This is a genomic window from Mycobacterium paraseoulense (assembly GCF_010731655.1).
GTDB classification, from domain to species: Bacteria; Actinomycetota; Actinomycetes; order Mycobacteriales; family Mycobacteriaceae; genus Mycobacterium; species Mycobacterium paraseoulense.
In genome coordinates this window covers 3,187,513-3,208,330 of sequence record NZ_AP022619.1, presented here as the reverse complement: position 1 = coordinate 3,208,330, position 20,818 = coordinate 3,187,513, and the positions used below count along the sequence as shown (strand labels likewise).

General features: G+C 69.3%; 21 protein-coding genes and 1 pseudogene. 9 read left to right on the top strand and 13 right to left on the bottom strand.

Annotated features, from left to right (window positions below):
- Positions 1 to 9 precede the first annotated feature (9 nt).
- Together G6N51_RS14740 and G6N51_RS14735 are read right to left on the bottom strand one after the other, a co-directional pair.
- Positions 10 to 498, bottom strand: a complete 489-nt coding sequence (locus tag G6N51_RS14740; RefSeq protein WP_083167525.1) for a DUF2771 domain-containing protein — start codon at positions 496 to 498, stop codon at positions 10 to 12.
- Complete coding sequence (locus tag G6N51_RS14735; protein WP_142274819.1) at positions 495 to 2,147, bottom strand: MFS transporter; 1,653 nt, start codon at positions 2,145 to 2,147, stop codon at positions 495 to 497. The genes G6N51_RS14740 and G6N51_RS14735 overlap by 4 nt, the downstream gene beginning before the upstream one ends.
- A gap of 131 nt (positions 2,148 to 2,278) precedes the next feature.
- Here G6N51_RS14735 and G6N51_RS14730 point away from each other — a divergent pair.
- A pseudogene (locus tag G6N51_RS14730) lies at positions 2,279 to 3,061 on the top strand (DUF3027 domain-containing protein); the annotation flags it as partial.
- 224 nt (positions 3,062 to 3,285) lie between these two features.
- Here G6N51_RS14730 and G6N51_RS14725 read toward each other — a convergent pair.
- Positions 3,286 to 3,741: an SRPBCC family protein gene (locus tag G6N51_RS14725; RefSeq protein WP_083167512.1), complete on the bottom strand. Its 456-nt coding sequence runs from the start codon at positions 3,739 to 3,741 to the stop codon at positions 3,286 to 3,288.
- A 31-nt stretch (positions 3,742 to 3,772) separates the two neighbouring features.
- Positions 3,773 to 4,048: a DUF2530 domain-containing protein gene (locus G6N51_RS14720; protein WP_083167507.1), complete on the bottom strand. Its 276-nt coding sequence runs from the start codon at positions 4,046 to 4,048 to the stop codon at positions 3,773 to 3,775.
- A gap of 192 nt (positions 4,049 to 4,240) precedes the next feature.
- Here G6N51_RS14720 and G6N51_RS14715 point away from each other — a divergent pair, with 192 nt between their 5' ends.
- From G6N51_RS14715 to G6N51_RS14705, 3 genes are read left to right on the top strand one after another with little or no spacing between them, the layout of a single operon-like run.
- Entirely contained in the window at positions 4,241 to 4,672 is a 432-nt protein-coding gene (locus G6N51_RS14715) for an Rv0880 family HTH-type transcriptional regulator (RefSeq protein ID WP_083167504.1), read from the top strand.
- Complete coding sequence (locus tag G6N51_RS14710; RefSeq protein WP_083167499.1) at positions 4,669 to 5,547, top strand: TrmH family RNA methyltransferase; 879 nt, start codon at positions 4,669 to 4,671, stop codon at positions 5,545 to 5,547. The genes G6N51_RS14715 and G6N51_RS14710 overlap by 4 nt, the downstream gene beginning before the upstream one ends.
- A complete protein-coding gene (locus G6N51_RS14705; RefSeq protein ID WP_083167494.1) occupies positions 5,544 to 5,816 on the top strand; it encodes a DUF2537 domain-containing protein in 273 nt (90 codons plus the stop codon). Before G6N51_RS14710 ends, G6N51_RS14705 begins: the two co-directional genes overlap by 4 nt.
- Positions 5,817 to 5,847: 31 nt before the next feature.
- Here G6N51_RS14705 and sepH read toward each other — a convergent pair whose 3' ends face one another.
- Positions 5,848 to 6,621: a septation protein SepH gene (gene sepH, locus G6N51_RS14700; protein WP_083167490.1), complete on the bottom strand. Its 774-nt coding sequence runs from the start codon at positions 6,619 to 6,621 to the stop codon at positions 5,848 to 5,850.
- 163 nt (positions 6,622 to 6,784) lie between these two features.
- On the bottom strand, positions 6,785 to 7,903 hold the full coding sequence (gene serC / locus G6N51_RS14695) for a phosphoserine transaminase (RefSeq protein WP_142274809.1): 1,119 nt from the start codon (positions 7,901 to 7,903) through the stop codon (positions 6,785 to 6,787).
- A 242-nt stretch (positions 7,904 to 8,145) separates the two neighbouring features.
- Here serC and G6N51_RS14690 point away from each other — a divergent pair, with 242 nt between their 5' ends.
- Positions 8,146 to 9,171: an AurF N-oxygenase family protein gene (locus G6N51_RS14690; RefSeq protein ID WP_083167481.1), complete on the top strand. Its 1,026-nt coding sequence runs from the start codon at positions 8,146 to 8,148 to the stop codon at positions 9,169 to 9,171.
- A gap of 20 nt (positions 9,172 to 9,191) precedes the next feature.
- Positions 9,192 to 10,895: a 4Fe-4S binding protein gene (locus tag G6N51_RS14685; RefSeq protein ID WP_083167476.1), complete on the top strand. Its 1,704-nt coding sequence runs from the start codon at positions 9,192 to 9,194 to the stop codon at positions 10,893 to 10,895.
- On the opposite strand, the gene G6N51_RS14680 is transcribed toward G6N51_RS14685, so the two are convergent.
- A complete protein-coding gene (locus G6N51_RS14680) occupies positions 10,892 to 11,350 on the bottom strand; it encodes a VOC family protein (protein ID WP_083167472.1) in 459 nt (152 codons plus the stop codon). The two genes, G6N51_RS14685 and G6N51_RS14680, sit on opposite strands and share 4 nt — an antisense overlap.
- Positions 11,351 to 11,482: 132 nt before the next feature.
- Complete coding sequence (locus G6N51_RS14675) at positions 11,483 to 12,604, bottom strand: citrate synthase 2 (RefSeq protein WP_083167467.1); 1,122 nt, start codon at positions 12,602 to 12,604, stop codon at positions 11,483 to 11,485.
- 104 nt (positions 12,605 to 12,708) lie between these two features.
- On the opposite strand from G6N51_RS14675, the gene pdxH reads away from it, so the two are divergent.
- Positions 12,709 to 13,335, top strand: coding sequence for a pyridoxamine 5'-phosphate oxidase (gene pdxH / locus G6N51_RS14670; protein WP_083167462.1), 627 nt, complete (start codon positions 12,709 to 12,711; stop codon positions 13,333 to 13,335).
- 129 nt (positions 13,336 to 13,464) lie between these two features.
- Positions 13,465 to 14,757 (top strand): citrate synthase, encoded by a 1,293-nt coding sequence (locus G6N51_RS14665; RefSeq protein WP_083167458.1) that lies wholly within the window; start codon positions 13,465 to 13,467, stop codon positions 14,755 to 14,757.
- A gap of 51 nt (positions 14,758 to 14,808) precedes the next feature.
- Here G6N51_RS14665 and G6N51_RS14660 read toward each other — a convergent pair whose 3' ends face one another.
- The 5 genes from G6N51_RS14660 to G6N51_RS14640 all read right to left on the bottom strand — a co-directional run bounded on the left by G6N51_RS14660 (position 14,809) and on the right by G6N51_RS14640 (position 20,127).
- Positions 14,809 to 16,383, bottom strand: coding sequence for a phytoene desaturase family protein (locus G6N51_RS14660; protein ID WP_083167454.1), 1,575 nt, complete (start codon positions 16,381 to 16,383; stop codon positions 14,809 to 14,811).
- The gene (locus tag G6N51_RS14655; protein WP_083167449.1) at positions 16,380 to 16,643 is read right to left on the bottom strand and encodes a DUF2630 family protein; all 264 of its coding nucleotides are present in this window, start codon (positions 16,641 to 16,643) and stop codon (positions 16,380 to 16,382) included. Before G6N51_RS14655 ends, G6N51_RS14660 begins: the two co-directional genes overlap by 4 nt.
- 63 nt (positions 16,644 to 16,706) lie before the next feature.
- Positions 16,707 to 18,047 (bottom strand): HAMP domain-containing sensor histidine kinase, encoded by a 1,341-nt coding sequence (locus G6N51_RS14650; protein WP_083167445.1) that lies wholly within the window; start codon positions 18,045 to 18,047, stop codon positions 16,707 to 16,709.
- Positions 18,048 to 18,062: 15 nt separating this feature from the next.
- Positions 18,063 to 18,773, bottom strand: coding sequence for a two-component system response regulator PrrA (prrA, locus tag G6N51_RS14645; protein WP_090418020.1), 711 nt, complete (start codon positions 18,771 to 18,773; stop codon positions 18,063 to 18,065).
- 214 nt (positions 18,774 to 18,987) lie between these two features.
- On the bottom strand, positions 18,988 to 20,127 hold the full coding sequence (locus G6N51_RS14640; RefSeq protein WP_083167435.1) for an FAD-dependent oxidoreductase: 1,140 nt from the start codon (positions 20,125 to 20,127) through the stop codon (positions 18,988 to 18,990).
- A gap of 117 nt (positions 20,128 to 20,244) precedes the next feature.
- On the opposite strand from G6N51_RS14640, the gene G6N51_RS14635 reads away from it, so the two are divergent.
- Positions 20,245 to 20,796 (top strand): TetR/AcrR family transcriptional regulator, encoded by a 552-nt coding sequence (locus G6N51_RS14635; RefSeq protein WP_083167430.1) that lies wholly within the window; start codon positions 20,245 to 20,247, stop codon positions 20,794 to 20,796.
- Positions 20,797 to 20,818 lie beyond the last annotated feature (22 nt).

Here is a 20,818-nt window from a genome sequence, read left to right as displayed (position 1 = left end):
GTCGAGCGCTCAATAGGTCAGGCGCACTGACCATTCCGCGTGCGGCACATCGCGCAGTTCCCCGCCAGGGTCCATTACGAGCGTCAGCAACTGCACGACGATCCCGACCAGGCGCCCACGCTGTGGGTCGACCGGGGGGATGGTCACCGCGAACCGGGTGTTCGGCCGAAAGATGGTGCTGGTGGTGTTGGTTGGGTCCTCGTATACCTGCAGGAGCCGCCAGGGCGCCCGGTAGATCGCGTCGGGCACCGAGAGCTGCACGGGGTAGCGCTCGCTGACCTTCAGCTCGCCCTGGGCTTGAGGTGTGTCGCAGTCGTCGAGGTTGAGCACGCTGCAGTAGAGGTAGGGCCCCACCCTGGCGAGGTGGCCGTGCGAATACGCGCTGATCTCGGGCCGCTGCGGGCCGGCTGGGCGCACCAGCAGCCAGGTGCCGACACCGACGGCCACGCACGCCACAGTCACCAGGCCGGCGAGCAGCACGGCCACACCGCGTTTCACTCGGGCACCACCGCCGGGCTGCCGCGGCGTGCGCCCTCCTGCTCGACCATGACGGGGCGGTTACCGCCGAGGCCGGGGATCAGCGAATTCCCTTGATAGCTGACGAGTGTCTGCGCCAACCCGAGGATGAGCAGCGCGGTGACCGCGGTGAAGCCGACCCACAATTCGGTGTAGACCAACACGCCGACCGCCCCGCCGAGCACCCAGGCCAACTGCAGCGTCGACTCCGAACGCCCGAAACCCGAGGCCCGCGATTCCTCGGGCAGGTCGTTCTGCAGCGAGGCGTCCAGCGAGGCCTTCGCGATGGCGCTGGAGCCCGACGTGACCAGGGTGGCGATCACGGCGGCTGCCAGGGTTCCCGCGACCGAGGCCGCCAGCGCGACCGCGGAGACCGCCAGCGTGCAGCGCACCACCAACACGGCCGGCCTACCCAGTTGCAGGCGGGCGGCGGCGAAGTTGCCGGCGAAGTTGCCGATTCCGGCCGCCGCGCCGATCATTCCGAGCATGCCCAGCTGGACCCAGCCGTTGGCCTGGTGCGCCTTGGCGACGAACGCCGGGTACAGGAACAGGAAGCCGACCATGACCTTGATGGTGCAGTTGCCCCACAACGCGGTAATGATGTTGCGGCCCAGCGGTTGTCGCAGTGTTCCGCCGACCTTCTTGACTTCGCTGTGCCAGTGCCGGCGTTGCGGCTCGCTGTCCTGGCGGTAGCTCAAGGTGGCCGGCACCTCGCCCGCCGTCACCTCGACCCAGCGCGGAATCCGCATGGCCAGCAAGGCCCCCACGATTGTGACCGCGATGACGACGAACAACGCGCCGGGCAGCTTGAACAGGCGGGTGCAGACGAACTCGACGCCCGCCGCCACCGCCCCGCCGGCGATGGTGCCGCCGAGAAGGCCGAACACGGTCAACCGGGAGTTCACCCGCACCAGGTCGATGGTCGGCGGCATGACCCGCGGCGTCACGGCGCTGCGCAGCACGCTGAACGATTTGGAGAACACCATCATGGCCAGCGCGCAGGGATAAAGCACCCACGACGGATAGCTCCCTGTGGCGCCGTCGTAGTTCGTGATCAGCAGCAGCGCCAACCCCGTCCGCAGGGCGAACGATGCGGCGAGCGCGACGCGCCGGCCGTGCTGCAACCGGTCCAGCGCCGGGCCGATGAGCGGCGCGATGACCGCGAACGGCGCGATGGTGATCAGCAGATACAACGCGACCCGGCCCTTGCTTTCCCCGGTGGCCGCCGCGAAGAAGAGCGTGTTGGCCAGTGCCACCGCCATCGCGGCGTCCACCGCGAAGTTGGCCACCACCGGCCACGTCAGCGCGGTCAGACCGGACTTGTCGGCGCCGTCGGCGGTGGCGGCGCGTTGCACCATCCAGTACATCCGCGAACCCATCTCGCGGCTTCGCTGCGCGGCGGCGCGGGTGACGGTGATGCGTTCGCCCGTGGGGGCAGCGCGTGGGGGTGTGCTGTCGCGTCGATCCGGCTCCGGCTGATGACCGATGGGCGGCAGGTAGCGGTTGGCGCTCGGCATCGGCGGCGGGCGGCGCGACCGGCGGTAATCGGCGTCGTCGGCGGGGTAATTGGCCATGCCCGGGTGCTGTTTGCCCGCTCCATTGCGGGGCCGGCGACCCGGAGTGGAGGCCACGCGGCCCGGATCGTCACGCCGCCGTCCAGACACGTTGGAGATTCTCCCCTATGCCGACGACATGCGTCTGCAGGTAACGGGGCGTGGCTCGCCAACCTAGTATTGGAAACGCAATGCAGGAAGGGGACAGGGTGACCGGGCCCATCGAGGAATCCGCCGTGGCGACCGTGGCCGAGTGGCCTGAGGGGTTGGCGGCCGTGCTCACGGGCGCGGCGGACCAGGCCAGGGCCGCCGTCGTGGAGTTCAGCGGGGCGGAGGCGGTCGGCGACTACCTGGGCGTCAGCTACGAGGATTCGGCCGCTGCCACGCACCGGTTCCTGGCGCATTTGCCCGGCTATCAGGGCTGGCAATGGGCCGTCGTCGTCGCCGCGCATCCCGGCGCCGACCACGCCACGGTCAGCGAAGTGGTGCTGATCCCGGGCCCGACGGCGTTGCTCGCGCCGCAGTGGGTCCCGTGGGATCAGCGGGTGCGCCCCGGGGACCTGAGCCCCGGCGACCTGCTCGCCCCCGCAGCCGACGATCCGCGGTTGGTTCCCGGCTATCTGGCCACCGGTGACGCGCAGGTCGATGAGACCGCCGCGGAGATCGGGCTGGGCCGGCGGTGGGTGATGAGCGCCTGGGGCCGTGCGGAGGCGGCCGAGCGCTGGCACACCGGCGATCACGGCCCCGATTCGCCGATGGCGCGCTCCACCAAGCGGGTGTGCCGCGACTGCGGTTTCTTCCTGCCGTTGGCGGGCTCGCTCGGCGCGATGTTCGGGGTATGCGGCAACGAACTGTCGGCCGACGGTCAGGTCGTCGAAAAGCAGTACGGTTGCGGCGCGCATTCGGATACCCCCGCTCCGGCGGGAACCGGTTCGCCCATGTACGAGCCGTACGACGATGGCGTGCTCGACGTCGTGGAGGCACCGACCGAGGTGGCTGAGGCGACCGCGCCGGTCGAAGCGGAGCCCGTCGCGGTGGCTGAGGCGCCCGAGCCGGCGGAGCCGGACGTGCGCCCGCAGGTCGAGCCGGAGGTGGAGGCGTCGGCGCCCGAGGCGCCGGAGGCCCAGCCCGAGCAGCCCGAGGTGTCGGACGCCCAGCCCGAGCAGTCCGAGGCATCGGATGCCCAGCCCGGGCAGACCGAGCAGTCCGAGGCGGACTAGCCCTTTTCGGCGGCCGCCTTGATCCTGGCGAGCGAGGTGTGCATGCCCTCGACCAGCTCGCGTTCGAAGTTGGTGGTCCCGCCGAACAGTGTGTTCACCGACAGGTTCGAGAAGGCGGTCACGCCGTTCTCGGCGTGACGGCTCTCGATCACCCGGGTGCCGGCGCCGGTGGGCTGGAGTTCGTAGCTCCAGATGGTGTGGTTGGCGTCGACTCGAAACGCGAGCTTGGTTTCCGGGATCACCTCGACGACGGTGCAGGTGGTCGGCCAGAACATCCGCTTACGGCGATTGATGTTGAGGCTGCGCATGCCTTGGCGCAGCGGCCCGAAGGTCTTCATCCAACGGCATTGCGGGCTCCACTCGGGCATCCGCCGAAGATCGGATATCAGCCCCCACACTGTGGAAACCGGTGCGTCGATATCGATTTGCGCCTGCAGTAGCGGGGCTACCATCGGTCCTCCCGTTTCGTGATGGGTGCGAGAACTAGCTGTGGTCGAGATAGTTGTCGAGTCCGGTCTGCGCGCCGCGCTCGCCGCGGCGGGCCGCGGCGAGCTGTAACACGAAGATGCCCGTCCCGAGCGCGCCCACTCCGAGCCCGGCCAGCGTCAGCGGACGCCAAGTCTGCAGGGCCGGCACCAAGAACGCGGCGGTCGCCGCGGCCAGCCAGCCGAGCGCGCCGAGTGCGATGAAGGGCCACGCGTTGAGCAGCACGGGTGGCAGCGGCGGCGCCTCGCGGTTCTGGCCGGTTTCGTCGGGCATCGCGATTAACATAGCGCCGCCCGCGCGGGCGCCCTACCGCCGCCGCGCCCGGGTGGCCGAAATGCCTGGCAGCGCGGTTTCCGGGCCACAAAAACGGTTCGGAGATCGTCGGCCCATGCGGCCCCTGGGACCAAAGCCCGTCGTTCACCGGTTCGTATCCCGATTTCTTGAGCTTCCGTGTAACCTCGCGCCATGCCTGACAGCGATGCGCGGCTGGCGAGCGACCTGTCGCTGGCGGTCATGCGGCTGGCCCGCCAACTCCGGTTCCGGAACCCGTCATCGCCGGTGTCGTTATCCCAGCTGTCGGCGCTGGCAACGCTTGCCAACGAGGGTCCGATGACGCCCGGCGCGCTGGCGATCCGCGAACGGGTCCGGCCGCCGTCGATGACCCGGGTGATCGCGTCACTGGCCGACATGGGTCTGGTGGACCGCGCCCCGCATCCCGTCGACGGCCGGCAGGTGCTGGTGTCGGTGTCGCAGTCCGGCGCCGAGCTGGTCAAGGCGACGCGGCGGGCCCGTCAGGAATGGTTGGCGAAACGGCTGGCGACGCTGGACGGCGAACAGCGTGACACTCTGCGCAACGCGGCCGACCTGATGTTGGCCCTGGTCGACGAAAGCCCGTGAGCGATGCAACCGCTGGCCCGAACGTTCAGGACGTCGATGATCCCGGCGACCCCCGGCTCGACGATTTCCGGGACCTGAACAGCGTCGATCGCCGCCCCGATCTGCCGACGGGCAAAGGCCTGGTGATCGCCGAAGGGGTGCTCGTCGTCCAGCGCATGCTTGCTTCCCGGTTCACCCCGCACGCCCTGCTGGGCACCGGTCGCCGGCTCGGCGAGCTCGCGGACGACCTGGCCGGTAACCCCGTGCCGTTCTATCGGGCCTCCGCGGACGTGATGGCGCGCGTGGTGGGCTTTCACCTCAATCGCGGTGTGCTGGCGGCCGCCCGCCGTGTGTCGGAGCCCACCGTCGCAGATCTGGTCGAAGGCGCCCGGACCGTCGCGGTGCTCGAGGGCGTCAACGATCACGAAAACCTGGGCTCGATCTTCCGCAATGCCGCCGGCCTGGGCGTCGACGCGGTGGTATTCGGCAGCGGCTGCGCCGACCCGCTGTACCGTCGCGCCGTCCGGGTCTCCATGGGCCACGCCCTGCTGGTCCCGTATGCCCGGGCGAGCGACTGGCCCGCCGAGCTGAAACTGTTGAAAGAGAACGGATTCCGACTGCTCGCGATGACCCCGCAAGGCGATGCCTGCACCCTGGCGGAGGCCATGGCGGCCGCCTGTGACGAACGTGTCGCGGTGGTTGTGGGCGCCGAGGGGCCGGGGCTGACGCCGGCGACCCTGCGCATGAGCGACGTGCGGGTGCGCATCCCGATGTCGCGCGGAACCGACTCGCTGAACGTCGCCACTGCGGCCGCTTTGGCGTTCTACGAACGGGGCCGCTCGGCGACGATGCGGTCCGCGGAGTGGCCCGGCGATAAGGTTAGGCTCGGCGGGTGACCGACGATTCCCCGCCCTGGGCAACGGGTTTGACGGTAGCCGGGTTCGTCGCCGCGGTGACCGGGGCCGCCATCGTGGTGCTCAGTCTGGGGCTCATCCGGGTGCATCCGCTGCTGGCGGTCGGGCTCAACATCGTTGCGGCAGGCGGGCTGGCGCCGACGCTGTGGAGTTGGCGGCACAAGCCGGTTTTGCGCTGGTTCCTGCTGGGCGCGGGAATGGGCGTCGCGGGAGCGTGGCTGACGCTGCTCGCGATGACCGTGGCGCGGTAGCGCGGCGTAGCCGGGCGCGGCGGGTCGCGGGCTAGCGCTGTCCGCCCGAGCGCACGCCCAGTAGCACGTCCTCCCACGCCGGGATGACGGGCTTGCCGCGCCGGGTGTGCACCGGCGGCTCCTGCGGCACGGGCTGTTCTTGCGGAGCGGCGGCCGCGGGCTTCGCCGGCTCCTCGAAGTCCACGTGGGCGACCCGCGCGAGCGGGCGCAGCGGTCGGTCGAAGTTAGGGTCGACCAATTCCTTGGCCGCGTCGTCGATCGCCGTGACCGTTCCGCCGTGCGCGCCGGGGGCGAAGCAGAAGTGCGCGATGTTGTCGGACCGGCCGGCCTTCCACGCGAGCTGCACGGTCCAGCGGCTGTCTTCGTTGCGCCAGGCATCCCAGCTGAGCCGGTCGGGTTCCAGGCCGCGCGTCACCAGGGCCGCGCTCACGGTTTCGAGCAGGCTGAGCACCGCGGGTCCGTCGGCGAGCACCGGGTGCGCCGCGGTTGCCAACTCCGCGGCGCGAGCGCGCTCGAGCAGCACCGGGTGCGCGAATCGGCGGACCCGCGAGACGTCGGAGCCCGACGCAGCGGCTACCTGTTCGACGGACGCGCCGGCGCGGATCCTGGCCTGAATCTCTTTGGGGCTCAGCATGTTGGTGACCTGGATGTCGAGCTGCGGTTGCTCCTGCGGCACGATCTCGCCCCGCACGGCGGCCTTGAGCTGATCGTCGACGGCGAGCTTGAACGGTTCGGCGGGATCGCCGGTCTCGCAGATGATGTGTTTGCCGCCGGCATCGACCCCAACCATTTTGAGTTCCCGCATGGCTTCTCCTCGCAGGCTCCGTGCAGGTCGACGGACCCGTCTCGTGCGCACTCTAGTGCAGCTGACGCCCATAACCTGTGCTGACACGCTGGGCGGTTGCGTGCCGATTGCGAGCGGGTTACAGCCCGGCTGCGCGTCTTCGCATCGGCCGTTGCTCGCCGGGCTAAAGCCGCTCGACCACCCAGTCGACGCATTGCGTCAGGGCGCTGACATCGTCGGGGTCAACCGCCGGGAACATCCCGACCCGCAGCTGGTTACGCCCGAGCTTGCGGTACGGCTCCACGTCGACAATGCCGTTCGCCCGCAAGGTCTTCGCAACCGCCGCGGCGTCGACGTCGTCGACGAAATCGACGGTGCCGACCACTTGAGAACGCAAGCCCGGGTCCGAGACGAACGGCGTGGTGTACGGCCGCTCCTGCGCCCAGGAGTACAACCGCTGCGACGAGTCGGCCGTGCGCTTGACGGCCCACTCCAGCCCGCCGTTGCCCAGCATCCAGTCGATCTGCTCGGCCATCAAAGCCAGCGTGCCGACCGCCGGGGTGTTGTACGTCTGGTTCTTCAGGCTGTTGTCGACGGCGATCGGCAACGACAGGAAGTCGGGAACCCAGCGGCCCGACGCGGCGATGGACTCGACCCGCGCCAGCGCGGCCGGGCTCATGATGGCGAACCACAGGCCGCCGTCGCTGGCGAAATTCTTCTGCGGCGAGAAGTAGTAGGCATCGGTCTCGGTGATCTCCACCGGCAGCCCGCCCGCGCCGGAGGTGGCGTCGATGACGACCAGGGCGTCGCCTGCGTCGGCCGGCCGCCGGATGGGCACCGCCACCCCGGTCGACGTCTCGTTGTGCGCCCAGGCGATCACATCGACCGACGGATCGCCCTGAGGTTCCGGTGCGCCGCCGGCTTCCGCCTTGATGACGATCGGGTCGCCGACGAACGGGTTGTTGGCGACCGCGGAGGCGAATTTCGCGCTGAACTCGCCGAAGGACAGGTGCAGCGAGCGCTTGTCGATCAAGCCGAACGCCGCGGCGTCCCAGAACGCCGTCGCGCCGCCGTTGCCCAGGATGACCTCATAACCGTCCGGCACGGAGAACAGTTCGGCCAGCCCCGCCCGGACCCGGCCGACCAGGTTTTTGACGGGCGCCTGCCGGTGCGACGTGCCGAACAGCGAGGCCGCGGTCGTGGTCAGCGCCTGCAACTGTTCGGGCCGGACCTTGGAAGGGCCGCATCCGAAGCGGCCGTCGCGGGGTTTGATGTCAGCGGGAACCTCAAGCTGGTCAGCCATGCTCATCAGGGTAGTGAGCCGATGTGACCGGCGACGCGGCGGTCCGATGGCCGACGCCCGTGAGCCGCGCAAAACGCCTGGCCGCCCCCGCGGTGTTTCACGCACTGTGAGGCAGGGCACACCATAAGCCTGACCACTGGTCAGGCCACAGTGCCCGCGGGGGGTCTAGAAGATATCCGGTACCTGCGGTACTGTCTGGACATAGCACGTCCAAATGTAAACCTCGCTGGGGAGGCTTGGATATGGCCAGGACACGCATGGTTCGGCGCTGGCGCCGCAAGATGGAAGTGCGCGACGACACCGAGTACGTCAACACGCTTGCCACACTGTCCGAGGGGTCGGTGCGGCGAAACTTCAACCCGTACACCGACATCGACTGGGATGCACCGGAATTCGCTGTCACACAGAACGATCCGCGGTGGATTCTGCCGGGGACCGACCCCTTGGGGCGTCATCCCTGGTATCTGGCGCAGCCCGACGAACGCAAGATCAAGATCGGGATGTGGCGTCAGGCCAACGTCGCCAAGGTCGGGCTGCACTTCGAGTCGATCCTGATCCGCGGCCTGATGAACTACACGTTCTGGGTGCCGAACGGCTCCCCGGAATACCGGTACTGCCTGCACGAATCGGTCGAAGAGTGCAACCACACCATGATGTTCCAGGAGATGGTGAACCGCGTCGGCGCGGACGTCCCCGGCATGCCGCGGATGCTCAAGTGGCTCTCGCCGCTGGTTCCGCTGGTGGCCGGGCCCTTGCCGGTGGCGTTCTTCATCGGGGTGCTGGCCGGCGAGGAGCCGATCGACCACACGCAGAAAAACGTTCTCCGCGAAGGGAAGTCACTGCACCCGATCATGGAGCGGGTGATGGCCATTCACGTGGCCGAGGAGGCGCGTCACATCTCGTTCGCGCACGAGTTCCTGCGCAGGCGGGTGCCGCAGCTGACCAAGCGGCAACGGTTCTGGACCGCGCTGTACCTGCCGTTGACGATGAAGATTCTGTGCCGGGCCATCGTGGTACCGCCCAAGGCGTTCTGGCAGGAGTTCGACATTCCGCGCGAGGTGCGCAAGGAGCTGTTCTTCCGGTCGCCGGAATCGCGAAAGTGGCTCAGCGACATGTTCGGCGACGTCCGGATGCTGGCCCACGACACCGGCCTGATGGAGACGCGCTCGGCGCGACTCATGTGGCGGCTCTGCAAAATCGACGGCAAGCCCTCGCGCTACCGCAGCGAGCCGCAGCGCCAGCACCTGGCCGCGGCGCCGGCCGCCTAGGACCGCACGGGTAAACGCCTATGCCGCACGTTATTACCCAGTCGTGCTGTAACGACGGGTCCTGCGTTTTCGCGTGCCCGGTGAATTGCATTCACCCCACGCCCGACGAGCCCGGCTTCGCCACCACGGAAATGCTCTATATCGATCCGGTGGCCTGCGTGGACTGCGGCGCGTGCGTGAGCGCCTGCCCCGTCGGCGCGATCGCGCCGGACACCCGGTTGGACGCCAGGCAGCTGCCGTTCGTCGAGATCAACGCGTCCTTCTACCCGCCGCGGCCGCCGGGTGAGAAGTTGCCCCCGACGTCGAAGCTGGCCCCGGTGATTCCGGCCGCGCAGGTGGGGGCGGGCCGTCGGCCGCTGACCGTGGCCATCGTGGGATCCGGGCCGGCGGCGATGTATGCCGCCGACGAGCTGCTCACGCAGGAGCGGGTGCGGGTCAACGTCTTTGAGAAGCTGCCTACTCCCTATGGGCTGGTGCGCGCCGGGGTGGCTCCGGATCACCAGAACACCAAGCGGGTCACCCGGCTGTTCGATCGGGTCGCGGGTGATCGCCGCTTCCGCTTCTATCTCAACGTCGAGGTCGGCAGGCACCTCAGTCACGCCGATCTGCTGGCCCACCACCACGCCGTGGTGTACGCCGTCGGCGCCCCCGATGACCGTCGCCTCGAGATCGGGGGAATGGGCCTTCCTGGCACCGGAACCGCGACCGAACTGGTCGCGTGGATCAACGGCCATCCCGACTTCGCCGATCTTCCAGTCGATCTCGGCCATGACCGGGTGGTGATCATCGGCAACGGAAACGTCGCCCTGGATGTCGCCCGCGTGCTCACGGCGAATCCTGACGACCTGGCCCGCACCGATATCTCCGATCGTGCCCTGGCGGCTATTCGTGCTTCCGCGGTCCGCGAAGTGGTGGTCGCCGCGCGGCGCGGCCCCGCCCAGTCCGCATTCACGCTGCCCGAACTGATCGGACTCACGGGCTCGTCCGACGTCGTGCTCAGCGCGGCCGACCACGAACTGGTGGCGGCTGATCTCGCGACGGTCACGGACAGCCTCACCAAGCGCAAGCTGGAAATCCTGAGCACACTCGGTGACGACTCGGCCCCGGCCGGACACGGTGGGCGACCGCGAATCCGGCTGGCGTATCAGCTCACCCCGAACCGTGTGCTGGGCGCGCACCGCGCCACCGGCGTGGAGTTCACCCGCACCGGCACCGACGAGCTGTATGAACTGGGTGCGGGCCTGGTGCTGACGTCAATCGGATACCGCGGCAAGCCGATTCGCGACCTTCCGTTCGACGAGTCGGCGGCCGTCGCCCCCAACGACGGTGGCCGCGTCGTCGATCCCGACTCCGGGGTCCCGGTGCGAGGTGCGTACGTCGCGGGCTGGATCAAGCGGGGGCCGAGCGGGTTCATCGGCACCAACAAGTCGTGCTCGTTGCAGACCGTGCACGCCCTGGTAGCGGATTTCAACGCCGGCGAGCTGAGCGACCCGGTGGCCGAACCGGACGCGCTGGCCGAGCTCGTACGGGCCCGGCAACCCGACGCCGTCGATGCCCGCGGCTGGCAGGCCATCGACGCCGCCGAACTCGCGCGCGGCGGCGCCGACGGCCGGCCAAGGAGCAAATTCACCCGGGTCGCCGACATGCTGGCCGCAGCCGCAGCCGCCGCGGCCGAGCCGGCACCGCCGGCGCGGCGCGGCCTGCTGGACCGGCTGCTCGGCTAGCTTGCGCCCTGCCCTGCCATCGCGGCCTGGATCTCGTCGTAGCCGACCTCGCGCACCGGCTGGCCCATCGACCAGTGGTGGCCGAACGGGTCGGCGACCACGCCGTAGCGGTCGCCCCAGAACTGATCGTCCAACGGGGCGACCACGGTGGCGCCCGCGTCCAGCGCGCGCTGGAACTTGGCGTCGACGTCGGTGACGGTCAGGTGAATCGTCACCGGGGTGCCGCCGAGTGACGTCGGTGTCATCGACTTGCCGCCGCACATCTCGGGGAAATCGTCGTTGAGCATGACCAGAAAGCCGTTGATGCGCACGGCGGCGTGCACGAGCTTTCCGTCCGGGCGCGGCACGCGGCCCAGCTCTTCGGCGCCAAACGCCTTGACGTAGAAGTCGATCGCTGCGGCGGCGTCATCCACCACAAGGTGCGGGGACAGGGCCGGTTCGACGGTGATCGCCATGGTGACTCTCCTTGGTGTCGGTATCCCAGGCCCGCCCGGGGCGGGCAGGCTCGCGAGTTATGACTTCCCCCGCGACACAAACTCATCGCGGCGACATCATTTAATCGCCGGGCACCGACAACTGGGCCCGTCTCAGGCGTGGGTGAGGCTGCGGTCCCAACCTTCCACGGACTCCGGGCTGCGCGGGGCCGGTCCCACATAGATCGCCGACGGACGCACCAGCTTGCCGAGCCGCTTCTGCTCGAGGATGTGCGCGCACCAGCCCGCGGTGCGCCCGCAGGTGAACATCGCCGGCATCATGTTGGCCGGCACCTGGGCGAAGTCCAGGATCACCGCCGCCCAGAACTCGACGTTGGTCTCGATGGCCCGGTCCGGGCGGCGCTCGCGCAGCTCGGCCAGGGCGGCCTGCTCCAGCGCGACCGCGACCTCGTGGCGCGGCGCGCCCAGCCGCTCGGCGGTCGCGCGCAGCACGCGCGCCCGCGGGTCCTCGGCGCGGTAGACACGGTGCCCGAAGCCCATCAGCTTGTCGCCGCTGTCCAGGATCTTCTTGACCAGACCGCGGGCGTCTCCGGTGCGCTCGACCTCTTCGATCATCGGCAGGACCCGCGCAGGCGCTCCGCCGTGCAGCGGCCCGCTCATCGCACCGATCGCCCCGGACAACGCAGCGGCTACGTCGGCGCCGGTCGAGGCGATCACCCGCGCGGTGAACGTCGAGGCGTTCATCCCGTGCTCGGCGGCCGAGACCCAGTAGGCGTCGATCGCCTCGACGTGCCTCGGGTCCGGCTCGCCCTGCCAGCGGGTCATGAAACGAGCTGTGACGGTGTCGCATTCGTCGATCACCCGCTGCGGGACAGCGGGCTGGTAGATGCCGCGGGCGGACTGCGCCACATAGGACAGGGCCATCACCGAGGCCCGGGCGAGCTGGTCGCGGGCGGTGGCGTCGTCGGTGTCGAGCAGGGGCCGGTAACCCCAGATCGGCGCCAGCATCGCCAGGCCCGCCTGGACGTCGACGCGCACGTCGCCGGTGTGGATGGGCAGCGGGAACGGCTCGGCGGGCGGCAGGCCGTGGCCGAATTTGCCGTCAACCAGCAGACCCCAGACGTCACCGAAGGTGACCTGCTGATCCACCAGGTCTTGGATGTCGACGCCGCGGTAGCGCAGCGCGCCGCCGTCTTTATCCGGTTCGGCGATCTCGGTGGTGAAGGCGACGACGCCTTCGAGGCCGGGGACGAAGTCTTCGGGGACCACAGGCATAGGAAAATTCTCGCACCCCGCCTTCGGGTCGACGCTACCGGCCGGTAGCAAGCCCCGGTAGCGTTGGCGAGGTGGCAGGACCAGACTCCGAACGCCTGCAGCGCATGCGCGTGGAATACGGATCCGTCGAAAAGGACGGCAGCCCCGATCTCGACACCGACTGGCTCGACGACGGTTGGGTTGCCTTGTTGCGCAAATGGATCGACGACGCCGAACGGTCCGGAATCGCCGAGCCCAACGCCATGGTGCTGGCCACCGTCGCCGACGGCAGGCCGACCAGCCGGACGGTCTTGTGCAAGAGCGTGGACGAGTCCGGGATCACATTTTTCACCAACTATGACTCGGCCAAGGGTGTTGACCTGGCGGCGACGCCGTACGCATCGGTGACGTTCCCCTGGTATCAGCTGGGCCGGCAGGTTCACCTGCGCGGTCCGGTGAGCAAGGTCACGCCCGAGGCCACCGAGGACTACTGGTCCAAGCGGCCGCGCGGCTCTCAACTGGGCGCCTGGGCGTCGCACCAATCCCGTCCGATCGCGTCGCGCGCGGCGTTGCTCGACCAGCTCGCAGAGGTGACCGCCCGCTTCGCCGACCGCGAGCGCGTGCCGGTGCCACCGGGTTGGGGTGGCTATCTCCTTGCCCCGGAGTCCGTCGAATTCTGGCAGGGCCGGGAGAACCGCTTGCATAACCGGATCCGGGTCACCGGCGGGCGGATCGAACGCCTCCAGCCCTAGGCCGCCCCGGGGGTCGCCGCGACGCGACGGAGCCGACCCCGGGCAGGCACGCGAACGCGACAACGACTACCTTCACCTATAAGCACCTAGTCAGGGCAGCCATACCAGCCAGAGCGCAAAGGGGTTCTCGTGGCCGACACCGACGACACCGCAACTCTGAAGTACCCGGGGGGCGAGATCGACCTAGAGATCGTCCGCGCCACCGAGGGTGCTGACGGGATTGCTCTCGGTTCCCTGTTGTCCAAAACGGGGCACACCACCTTCGACAACGGCTTCGTCAACACGGCCGCCTGCAAGAGCGCCATCACCTACATCGACGGCGACGCCGGCATTCTGCGTTACCGCGGCTACCCGATCGAGCAGCTCGCCGAGAAGTCAACCTTCATCGAGGTGAGCTACCTGCTGATCTACGGTGAGCTGCCGGACTCCGACCAGCTCGCGGAGTTCACCAAGCGGATCCAGCTGCACACCATGCTGCACGAGGACCTGAAGCGCTTCTTCGACGGCTTCCCGCGCAATGCACACCCGATGCCGGTGCTGTCCAGCGTGGTGAACGCGTTGAGCGCCTACTATCCGGACGCGCTCGACCCGATGGACAACGCGCAGGTCGAGCTGTCGACCATCCGCTTGCTCGCAAAACTGCCCACCATCGCCGCGTACGCCTACAAGAAGTCCGTCGGCCAGCCGTTCCTCTACCCGGACAACTCGATGTCGTTGGTGGAGAACTTCCTCCGGATGACCTTCGGGCTGCCCGCAGAGCCCTACCAGGCCGACCCCGAGGTGGTGCGGGCGCTGGACATGCTGCTCATCCTGCACGCCGACCACGAGCAGAACTGCTCGACGTCGACGGTCCGGCTGGTGGGGTCGTCGCGCGCCAACCTGTTCACCTCGATCTCCGGTGGCATCAACGCGTTGTGGGGACCGCTGCACGGCGGCGCAAACCAGGCGGTGCTCGAGATGCTCGAGCAGATCCGCGAAAGTGGCGATGACGTCAGCGAGTTCGTCCGCAAGGTGAAGAACCGCGAAGAGGGCGTCAAGCTGATGGGCTTCGGCCACCGGGTCTACAAGAACTACGACCCGCGCGCCCGCATCGTCAAGGAACAGGCCGACAAGATCCTGGCCAAGCTCGGCGGCGACCCGCTGCTGGACATCGCCAAGGAACTGGAAGAGGCGGCGCTGACCGACGACTACTTCATCGAGCGCAAGCTGTACCCGAACGTGGACTTCTACACCGGGTTGATCTACCGGGCCCTCGGCTTCCCGGTCCGGATGTTCACCGTGCTGTTCGCGTTGGGCCGGCTGCCCGGCTGGATCGCGCACTGGCGGGAGATGCACGACGAGGGTGACAGCAAGATCGGGCGTCCGCGCCAGATTTACACCGGCTACACCGAGCGCGACTACACGACCATCGACGCGCGTTAGTGGCGATCGCGAGCGCGGCGTAGCCGGGCGAAGCGGGTCGCCACCGTTGCGCTAACCCAGCGAGGCCAGCACCGCCATGGCGGCGTTGTGCCCGCCGATGCCGGAGACCCCGCCGCCGCGGCGGGCGCCCGAGCCGCACAGCATGATCCGCTCGTGCGCGGTGGCCACCCCCCATTGCCGCGCCGGGGTGTCCAGCGGGTCGTCGTCCTCGGCGAAGGGCCACGCCAGGCCGCCGTGGAAGATGTTGCCCGCCGTCATCTTCAGGGTGCGGTGCAAGTCCAGGGTGGTGGTGGTCTCGATGCACGTCCGGCCGTTTGCATCGCTCATCAACACGTCCTGAATCGGTTCGGCCAGAACGGAATTCAGCGACGCCAACACCGACTCGGTTAGCCGGTCGCGCAGGGCGCCGGAGTAGGTGCCGTCGAACAGCGAGTGGGGGGTCTGCAGGCCGAACACGGTCATCGTGTGGGCGCCCGACTCGCGTAGGTCGCCCGACAGGATGCTCGGGTCGGTCAGCGAATGGCAATACGCCTCGCACGGCAGCGGATCCGGGATCTGTCCGGCGGCCGCGTGCGAATACCCGCCGTCCAGTTGGGTCCAGCTCTCGTTGACGTGAAACGTCCCGGCGAAGGCCTGTTCGGGGGTGACGCTGTCGTCGCGCAACCGGGGTAGGCGCCGCAGCACCATGTTCACTTTGACCTGCGCGCCCTGAGCGGGTGGCGCGGGTCGTTCGCCCAGTAGGCCGGCCAGTGCCGACGGTGTGACCCCCGCCAGGACGAACCGGGCGCGGAGCAGGTGCTCCTCGTTGCCGGCGCGATAGCGCACGACACCGTCCGGTTCGACAGCGTAAACATCTGTGCCGGTGTGGATTTCGGCACCGTGGCCGACGGCGGCCGCCGCCAGGGCCTCCGTCAGCGCGCCCATCCCGCCGACGGGAACATCCCAGTCGCCGGTCCCACCGCCGAGCAGGTGATACAGGAAGCAGACATTCTGGATCAGCGACGGGTCGTCGAGGCGAGCGAACGTTCCGATCAGCGCGTCGGTCGCGATCACCCCGCGGACCACGTCGTTGCCGACGGCGGCGGTGATGGCGTTTCCGATCGGCTCGTCGATCAGGGCGTGCCACGCGGCCGCCGCCTGCTGATCACCGCTTGCCAGGACGTGCCGGCGGGCCTGCTCGCGGGTGCGCAACGGCTCCAGCACGGTCGGCCAGAGCCGCTCGGTCACCAGGCGGCAGCGCTGATAGAAGGCGGCGAACCCGGGCCCGTCGGGGCCGGCGCCGATCGCGGCGAACGTGGCGGCGTCCGCCCCGATCAACAGCCCGCGGCGGCCTTCGGTGGCCGGGTCGGGCGTGTAGGAGGAATACCGCCGCCGGGCCAGCCGCACGGCGGCGCCCAGGTCCTTGACGATGCGGGGCGGCAACAAGCTGACCAGGTAGGAGTACCGCGACAGCCGAACCCCGACACCGTCGAAGGCCTGCGCCGAGATTGCCGCTCCGCCGACGTGTCCGAGCCGCTCCAGCAACCGCACCCGCAGGCCCGCGCGGGCCAGATAAGCCGCCGCGACCAGGCCGTTGTGACCGCCCCCGATGACGACGACGTCGACATCCCCCGATTGAGGGCTCAGCTCAGGTAGCCCTCGACCTCGTCGGGCGGGCGCACCTCTGCCTCGCGCGGGTCACCGCCGGTTTCACGCAACGCCCGACGTTGCCGTAGCAGGTCCCAACACTGGTCGAGCTCGACCTCCAGCCGGCGCAGGCGATCGTGCTCGTCCGATTCGGAGATGTCGCCCTGTTGCAGCTGAGCCCGCAGGGCCTTCTCCTCGGCGACCAGGTCGCGGATATGTGCCAGGGTGTCGCTGTCGGTCGGTTTCTTGCCGTTGCCCATGGCTCCAGTGTGCCCGACCCGGCGGCGGCCAAAGCCCCGACCGCCGTGGCCCCGCGCCCGCGGCTAGCTCGGTCCGGGGAGGCGCAGCACCAGCCGCGCGCCACCCAGCGGACTGCTTTCCAGTGCGGCGGTCCCGCGATGCAAGTGGGCCTGTTGGGCCACCAGCGCCAGCCCCAACCCCGACCCCGAATGCGAGGCGGTCGACCCGCGGGAGAACCGCTCGAACACCACGTCGCGTTCGTCCTCGGGCACGCCGCTGCCGTTGTCGTCGATGGCGATTTCCACCCCGGCGCGCGAGCTGACCGCCGAGAGCTGCACGCGGGTGGCGCCGCCGTGCTTGACGGCGTTGGCGATCGCGTTGTCCACCGCCAGGCGCAACCCGGCCGGCAACCCGACGATGATGCACGTCGGCGACGGCACCAGCGACACGTCGAGGTCGGGGTAGATGCGCATCGCGTCGTGAGCGGCGCGGTCGAGTAGCTCGGTGATGTCGACCGGTACGTGGTCGTCGGACGTCGACAGTTCGCCCTGGGCCAGGCGCTCGAGGGCGCTCAGGGTGGCCTCGATCCGCGACTGGGTGCGGATGACGTCGCTCAGCACCTCTTTGCGTTGGTCGTCGGTCATGTCCAGGGTGGACAGCACCTCGAGGTTGGTGCGCATCGCGGTCAACGGTGTGCGCAGCTCGTGCGAGGAGACGGCGGCGAAGTCGCGGGCCGACGCGAGCGCCTCCTTGGTCCGGTTCTGCTCGTTCCAGATGCGCTGCAGCATGCCCCGCATGGCTTCGGCGATCTCGACCGCCTCGGTGGCGCCGTGCACCTCCACGCGGGGCGCCTCGTCGCCGGCGTCGATCGACCGGGTCTGCTGCGCGAGCTGTTTGAAGGGCCGCACCGCGAACGCGGCCAGCAGCCAGGCGAACACCGCCGCCGCGACGATGGCGAAGCCGCAGATCAGCAGGACCCGCCGGTGCAGGTTGTTGGTCTCGGCGAGGGTCGCGTCGTACGTCGCGCCGACGGCCAGCGACGTGGGCTCCGGCGCGGGGATCTCGACCGTCCGCACGCGGTACCGCACGCCTTTGACATAGGCGTCTGCGTAGTCGACGTCCAGCTTGGGCAGTGTCACGTCGGAGTTCGACTTGACCAGGTCGCCGCGGCGGATCGTCATGATGGCGTCGCTGTCGTTGGGGGAGCGCGGAATCTCGTCCAGACCGCGCGGCAGGAATGGGATCGCGAACCCCGCGACCTCGTCGAGCCGGCGGTCCAGTCGCTCCTTGCGGTCGTTGCTGATGCCCACCCAGACGACGACGCCGACGATGAGCACGGGGATCGCGGCGCCGATGACCGTCGCGACCACGACCCGGGCCCGTAGCGATGGCGTACGGGTCAAAATTCGGGACAGGACATTCATGGCCGCTCGACCTGACTACTGCATGCGCAGTACGAACCCGACTCCTCGGACGGTGTGCAGCAGCCGGGGACCGCCATTGGCCTCCAGCTTGCGGCGCAGGTACCCGATGAACACGTCGACGACGTTGGTGTCGGCCGCGAAGTCGTAGCCCCAGACCAGCTCCAAGAGCTGCGCGCGGGACAGCACCGCGGTCTTGTGCTCGGCCAGCACCGCCAGCAGGTCGAACTCCCGCTTGGTCAGGTCGACGTCGACGCCGTTGACCCGGGCCCGCCGGCCGGGGATGTCCACCTCCAGCGGGCCCACGGTGATGGTTTCCGAGGAGGAGGTCGCCGTCGCGCCGCGGCGGCGCAGCAGCGCCTTCACCCGCGCGACCAGCTCGGCCAACACAAACGGCTTGACCAGGTAATCGTCGGCGCCGGCCTCCAGCCCGGCCACTCGGTCGTCGACCGAGCTGCGGGCCGACAGCACGCACACCGGGACGTCGTTGTCCATGGCCCTCAGCGCCGTGACGACGCTGACGCCGTCCAGCACGGGCATGTTGATGTCGAGCACGATCGCATCCGGCCGGGTCTCGGTGGCGCTGCGCAAGGCTTCCGCGCCGTCGACCGCGGTCGACACCTCGAATCCGGACAGCCGCAGGCCGCGTTCCAGGGAGGCGAGCACATCGGAGTCGTCGTCGACGACCAAGACGCGGGGTGAGGTCCCAGCAGTGTCCATGCCGCCCATTTTGCCTGATTGCCGATCGCGGCGGCGCCGTGGCCGGGCCGCCGGTGCCCAAAAGGTTACTTTTTCGACGCCGCGCCGCGACTGGCCGGTGATGTCCTCTTGTCGGCACCGAAACATGTTGCGGGGGTTTGTTATTCGCTTTCGTTGGGGCGCGGTGCCAGCCCCGGGACGTTGGTGCGCCTTGGCGGTTGCGTTGGCGCCGTGGGCCTTTCGATCACTCCGTGGCGAGCCCGCTCAACCGCACGGCCAGCTGCCGTCGCACCGCTGGAACCTCGGCGGCCAGGCGCATTCCCGTGTTGCGCAGGGGGCGCAACGGGCGTGGCAGTGTCGCGACCCGGGTCAGCCGTCCCGTCAGCTTCAGCACCCGCTCGGCTCGTCGGCGCTGCGCGGCGCTGTAGGCGTCCAGCGCGGCATCCGGGCCGCCGTGCAGGACCTCGGTGAGCGCGTCGGCCAGCGCCACCGCGTCGGTGATCCCGAGGTTCATGCCTTGGCCGCCGGCCGGGCTGTGCACATGGGCCGCGTCGCCTGCCAGTAACAGGCGGCCCGCCCGGTAGCTGTCGGCGACGCGGTGATGGATGTGGAACCGCGACCCCCACACCAGTTCGGTGACGACCGTCCGCCCCGCCCCGAAGCCCCGGGTGTCCAGCAGCGCCTGCACGAATTGCACCGACGGCAGCTGCGGCGCGTCGGCGGTCGGCGCGACGACGCGGAAGATGTCGCCGGGCAGCGGCGCCAGCACCGTCAGGCCGTCTTTGGCGTAGAACAGGATCACCTCGTCGCGGGGCGCCTCGCCGGTCACCCGCACGTCGGCGAGCGTGAACGACTCGGCGAATTCCCCACCCGCGAAGCCGATTCCGGCTTCCGTCCGAACCGTGCTGTGCATGCCGTCCGCCCCGACGGCGTAGCGGGCCCTGACGGTGTCGCCATCGTCGAACGTCGCCGTCACGCCGTTGGCGTCCTGGGTGACGCGGTGCAGCGCCTTGGGCCGCACGACCTCACCGCCCAGCTCGTGGAGTCGCTCGAGCAGCAGCCGCTCGGTGTCGGCCTGGGAGAGCATCAGGGTGTAGGGGTGCTCGGTCGGGAGCTCGCTGAAGTCGACGGGGAACAGGATGCGCCGGCCCTCCCGCATGGTGAATCGCGGCGCGATCAGGCCCGCCTTGACCATGCGCCGGGCCACATCGAGCTCTCCGAGCACCTCGAGGGTGCGGGCGTTGACGGCGGCGGCGCGCGAGGTGTTCGCGCCTTCAGCCACCTGGTCGACCAGAGTCACCCGAATCCCGCGGACGAGCAGTGCGGCGGCGAGCGTCAGGCCGGTAGGACCTGCGCCGACCACCAGGACGTCGGTGTCTTTCATGGCGGGCTCCTCTCCCTAAGGGTTAGTCAACGCTTGTTGGCATAACTCCATGCTGGCGCGCCGCTCGCGCTATGTCAACAGTTGTTGGCCTACAGTTGTTGGCCTACAATTGTTGGCATGAGACGGTCGTCCGACGAAACCAAGGCGGCGATCCTGGCGGCGGCGCGCGAGCGGTTCGGCGCGGTCGGCTTCCAGGGCGCGACGATCCGGGCCATCGCCGCAGACGCGGGGATCGACCCGGCGATGGTCATGCGGTACTACGGCAGCAAGGACAAGTTGTTCGCCGCGGCGGCCGAGTTCGACCTGCGGTTTCCCGACTTCGCCGCGGCCGACCCGACGCAGGTCGGGCGGTCGCTGGTGCGGCACTTCCTCGAACGCTGGGAGGGCGACGAGGCGCTGGTGATCCTGCTGCGGTCCAGCGCCACCAACGGCGAAGCGGCGCAACGGATGCACGAGATCTTCGGGAACCAGATCCGGCCGCTGGTGAGCTCACTCGTGCCGGCGGCGGAAGTCGGTGTGCGGGGCGGTCTCATCGCCACGCAGATCCTGGGGATGGCGCTGTGCCGCTTCGTGTTACGGCTGCCGCCGGTCGTGGAGATGACCCGCGACGAGATCGTCGACTGGCTCGGCCCGACCATTCAGCGCTACCTCGGGCTGCCCGAGGGGTGACGCGCGAGACCCCAACCGCGGT

What these genes read in the sequence shown, in the direction of transcription:
- G6N51_RS14725 (WP_083167512.1), bottom strand. Translation starts at nt 3,741, where the DNA reads ATGGTAGCCCCGCTACTGCAGGCGCAAATCGATATCGACGCACCGGTT.
- G6N51_RS14720 (WP_083167507.1), bottom strand. Translation starts at nt 4,048, where the DNA reads ATGCCCGACGAAACCGGCCAGAACCGCGAGGCGCCGCCGCTGCCACCC.
- G6N51_RS14715 (WP_083167504.1), top strand. Translation starts at nt 4,241, where the DNA reads ATGCCTGACAGCGATGCGCGGCTGGCGAGCGACCTGTCGCTGGCGGTC.
- sepH (WP_083167490.1), bottom strand. Translation starts at nt 6,621, where the DNA reads ATGCGGGAACTCAAAATGGTTGGGGTCGATGCCGGCGGCAAACACATC.
- serC (WP_142274809.1), bottom strand. Translation starts at nt 7,903, where the DNA reads ATGGCTGACCAGCTTGAGGTTCCCGCTGACATCAAACCCCGCGACGGC.
- G6N51_RS14690 (WP_083167481.1), top strand. Translation starts at nt 8,146, where the DNA reads ATGGCCAGGACACGCATGGTTCGGCGCTGGCGCCGCAAGATGGAAGTG.
- G6N51_RS14685 (WP_083167476.1), top strand. Translation starts at nt 9,192, where the DNA reads ATGCCGCACGTTATTACCCAGTCGTGCTGTAACGACGGGTCCTGCGTT.
- G6N51_RS14680 (WP_083167472.1), bottom strand. Translation starts at nt 11,350, where the DNA reads ATGGCGATCACCGTCGAACCGGCCCTGTCCCCGCACCTTGTGGTGGAT.
- G6N51_RS14675 (WP_083167467.1), bottom strand. Translation starts at nt 12,604, where the DNA reads ATGCCTGTGGTCCCCGAAGACTTCGTCCCCGGCCTCGAAGGCGTCGTC.
- pdxH (WP_083167462.1), top strand. Translation starts at nt 12,709, where the DNA reads ATGCGCGTGGAATACGGATCCGTCGAAAAGGACGGCAGCCCCGATCTC.
- G6N51_RS14655 (WP_083167449.1), bottom strand. Translation starts at nt 16,643, where the DNA reads ATGGGCAACGGCAAGAAACCGACCGACAGCGACACCCTGGCACATATC.
- G6N51_RS14650 (WP_083167445.1), bottom strand. Translation starts at nt 18,047, where the DNA reads ATGAATGTCCTGTCCCGAATTTTGACCCGTACGCCATCGCTACGGGCC.
- prrA (WP_090418020.1), bottom strand. Translation starts at nt 18,773, where the DNA reads ATGGGCGGCATGGACACTGCTGGGACCTCACCCCGCGTCTTGGTCGTC.
- G6N51_RS14640 (WP_083167435.1), bottom strand. Translation starts at nt 20,127, where the DNA reads ATGAAAGACACCGACGTCCTGGTGGTCGGCGCAGGTCCTACCGGCCTG.
- G6N51_RS14635 (WP_083167430.1), top strand. Translation starts at nt 20,245, where the DNA reads ATGAGACGGTCGTCCGACGAAACCAAGGCGGCGATCCTGGCGGCGGCG.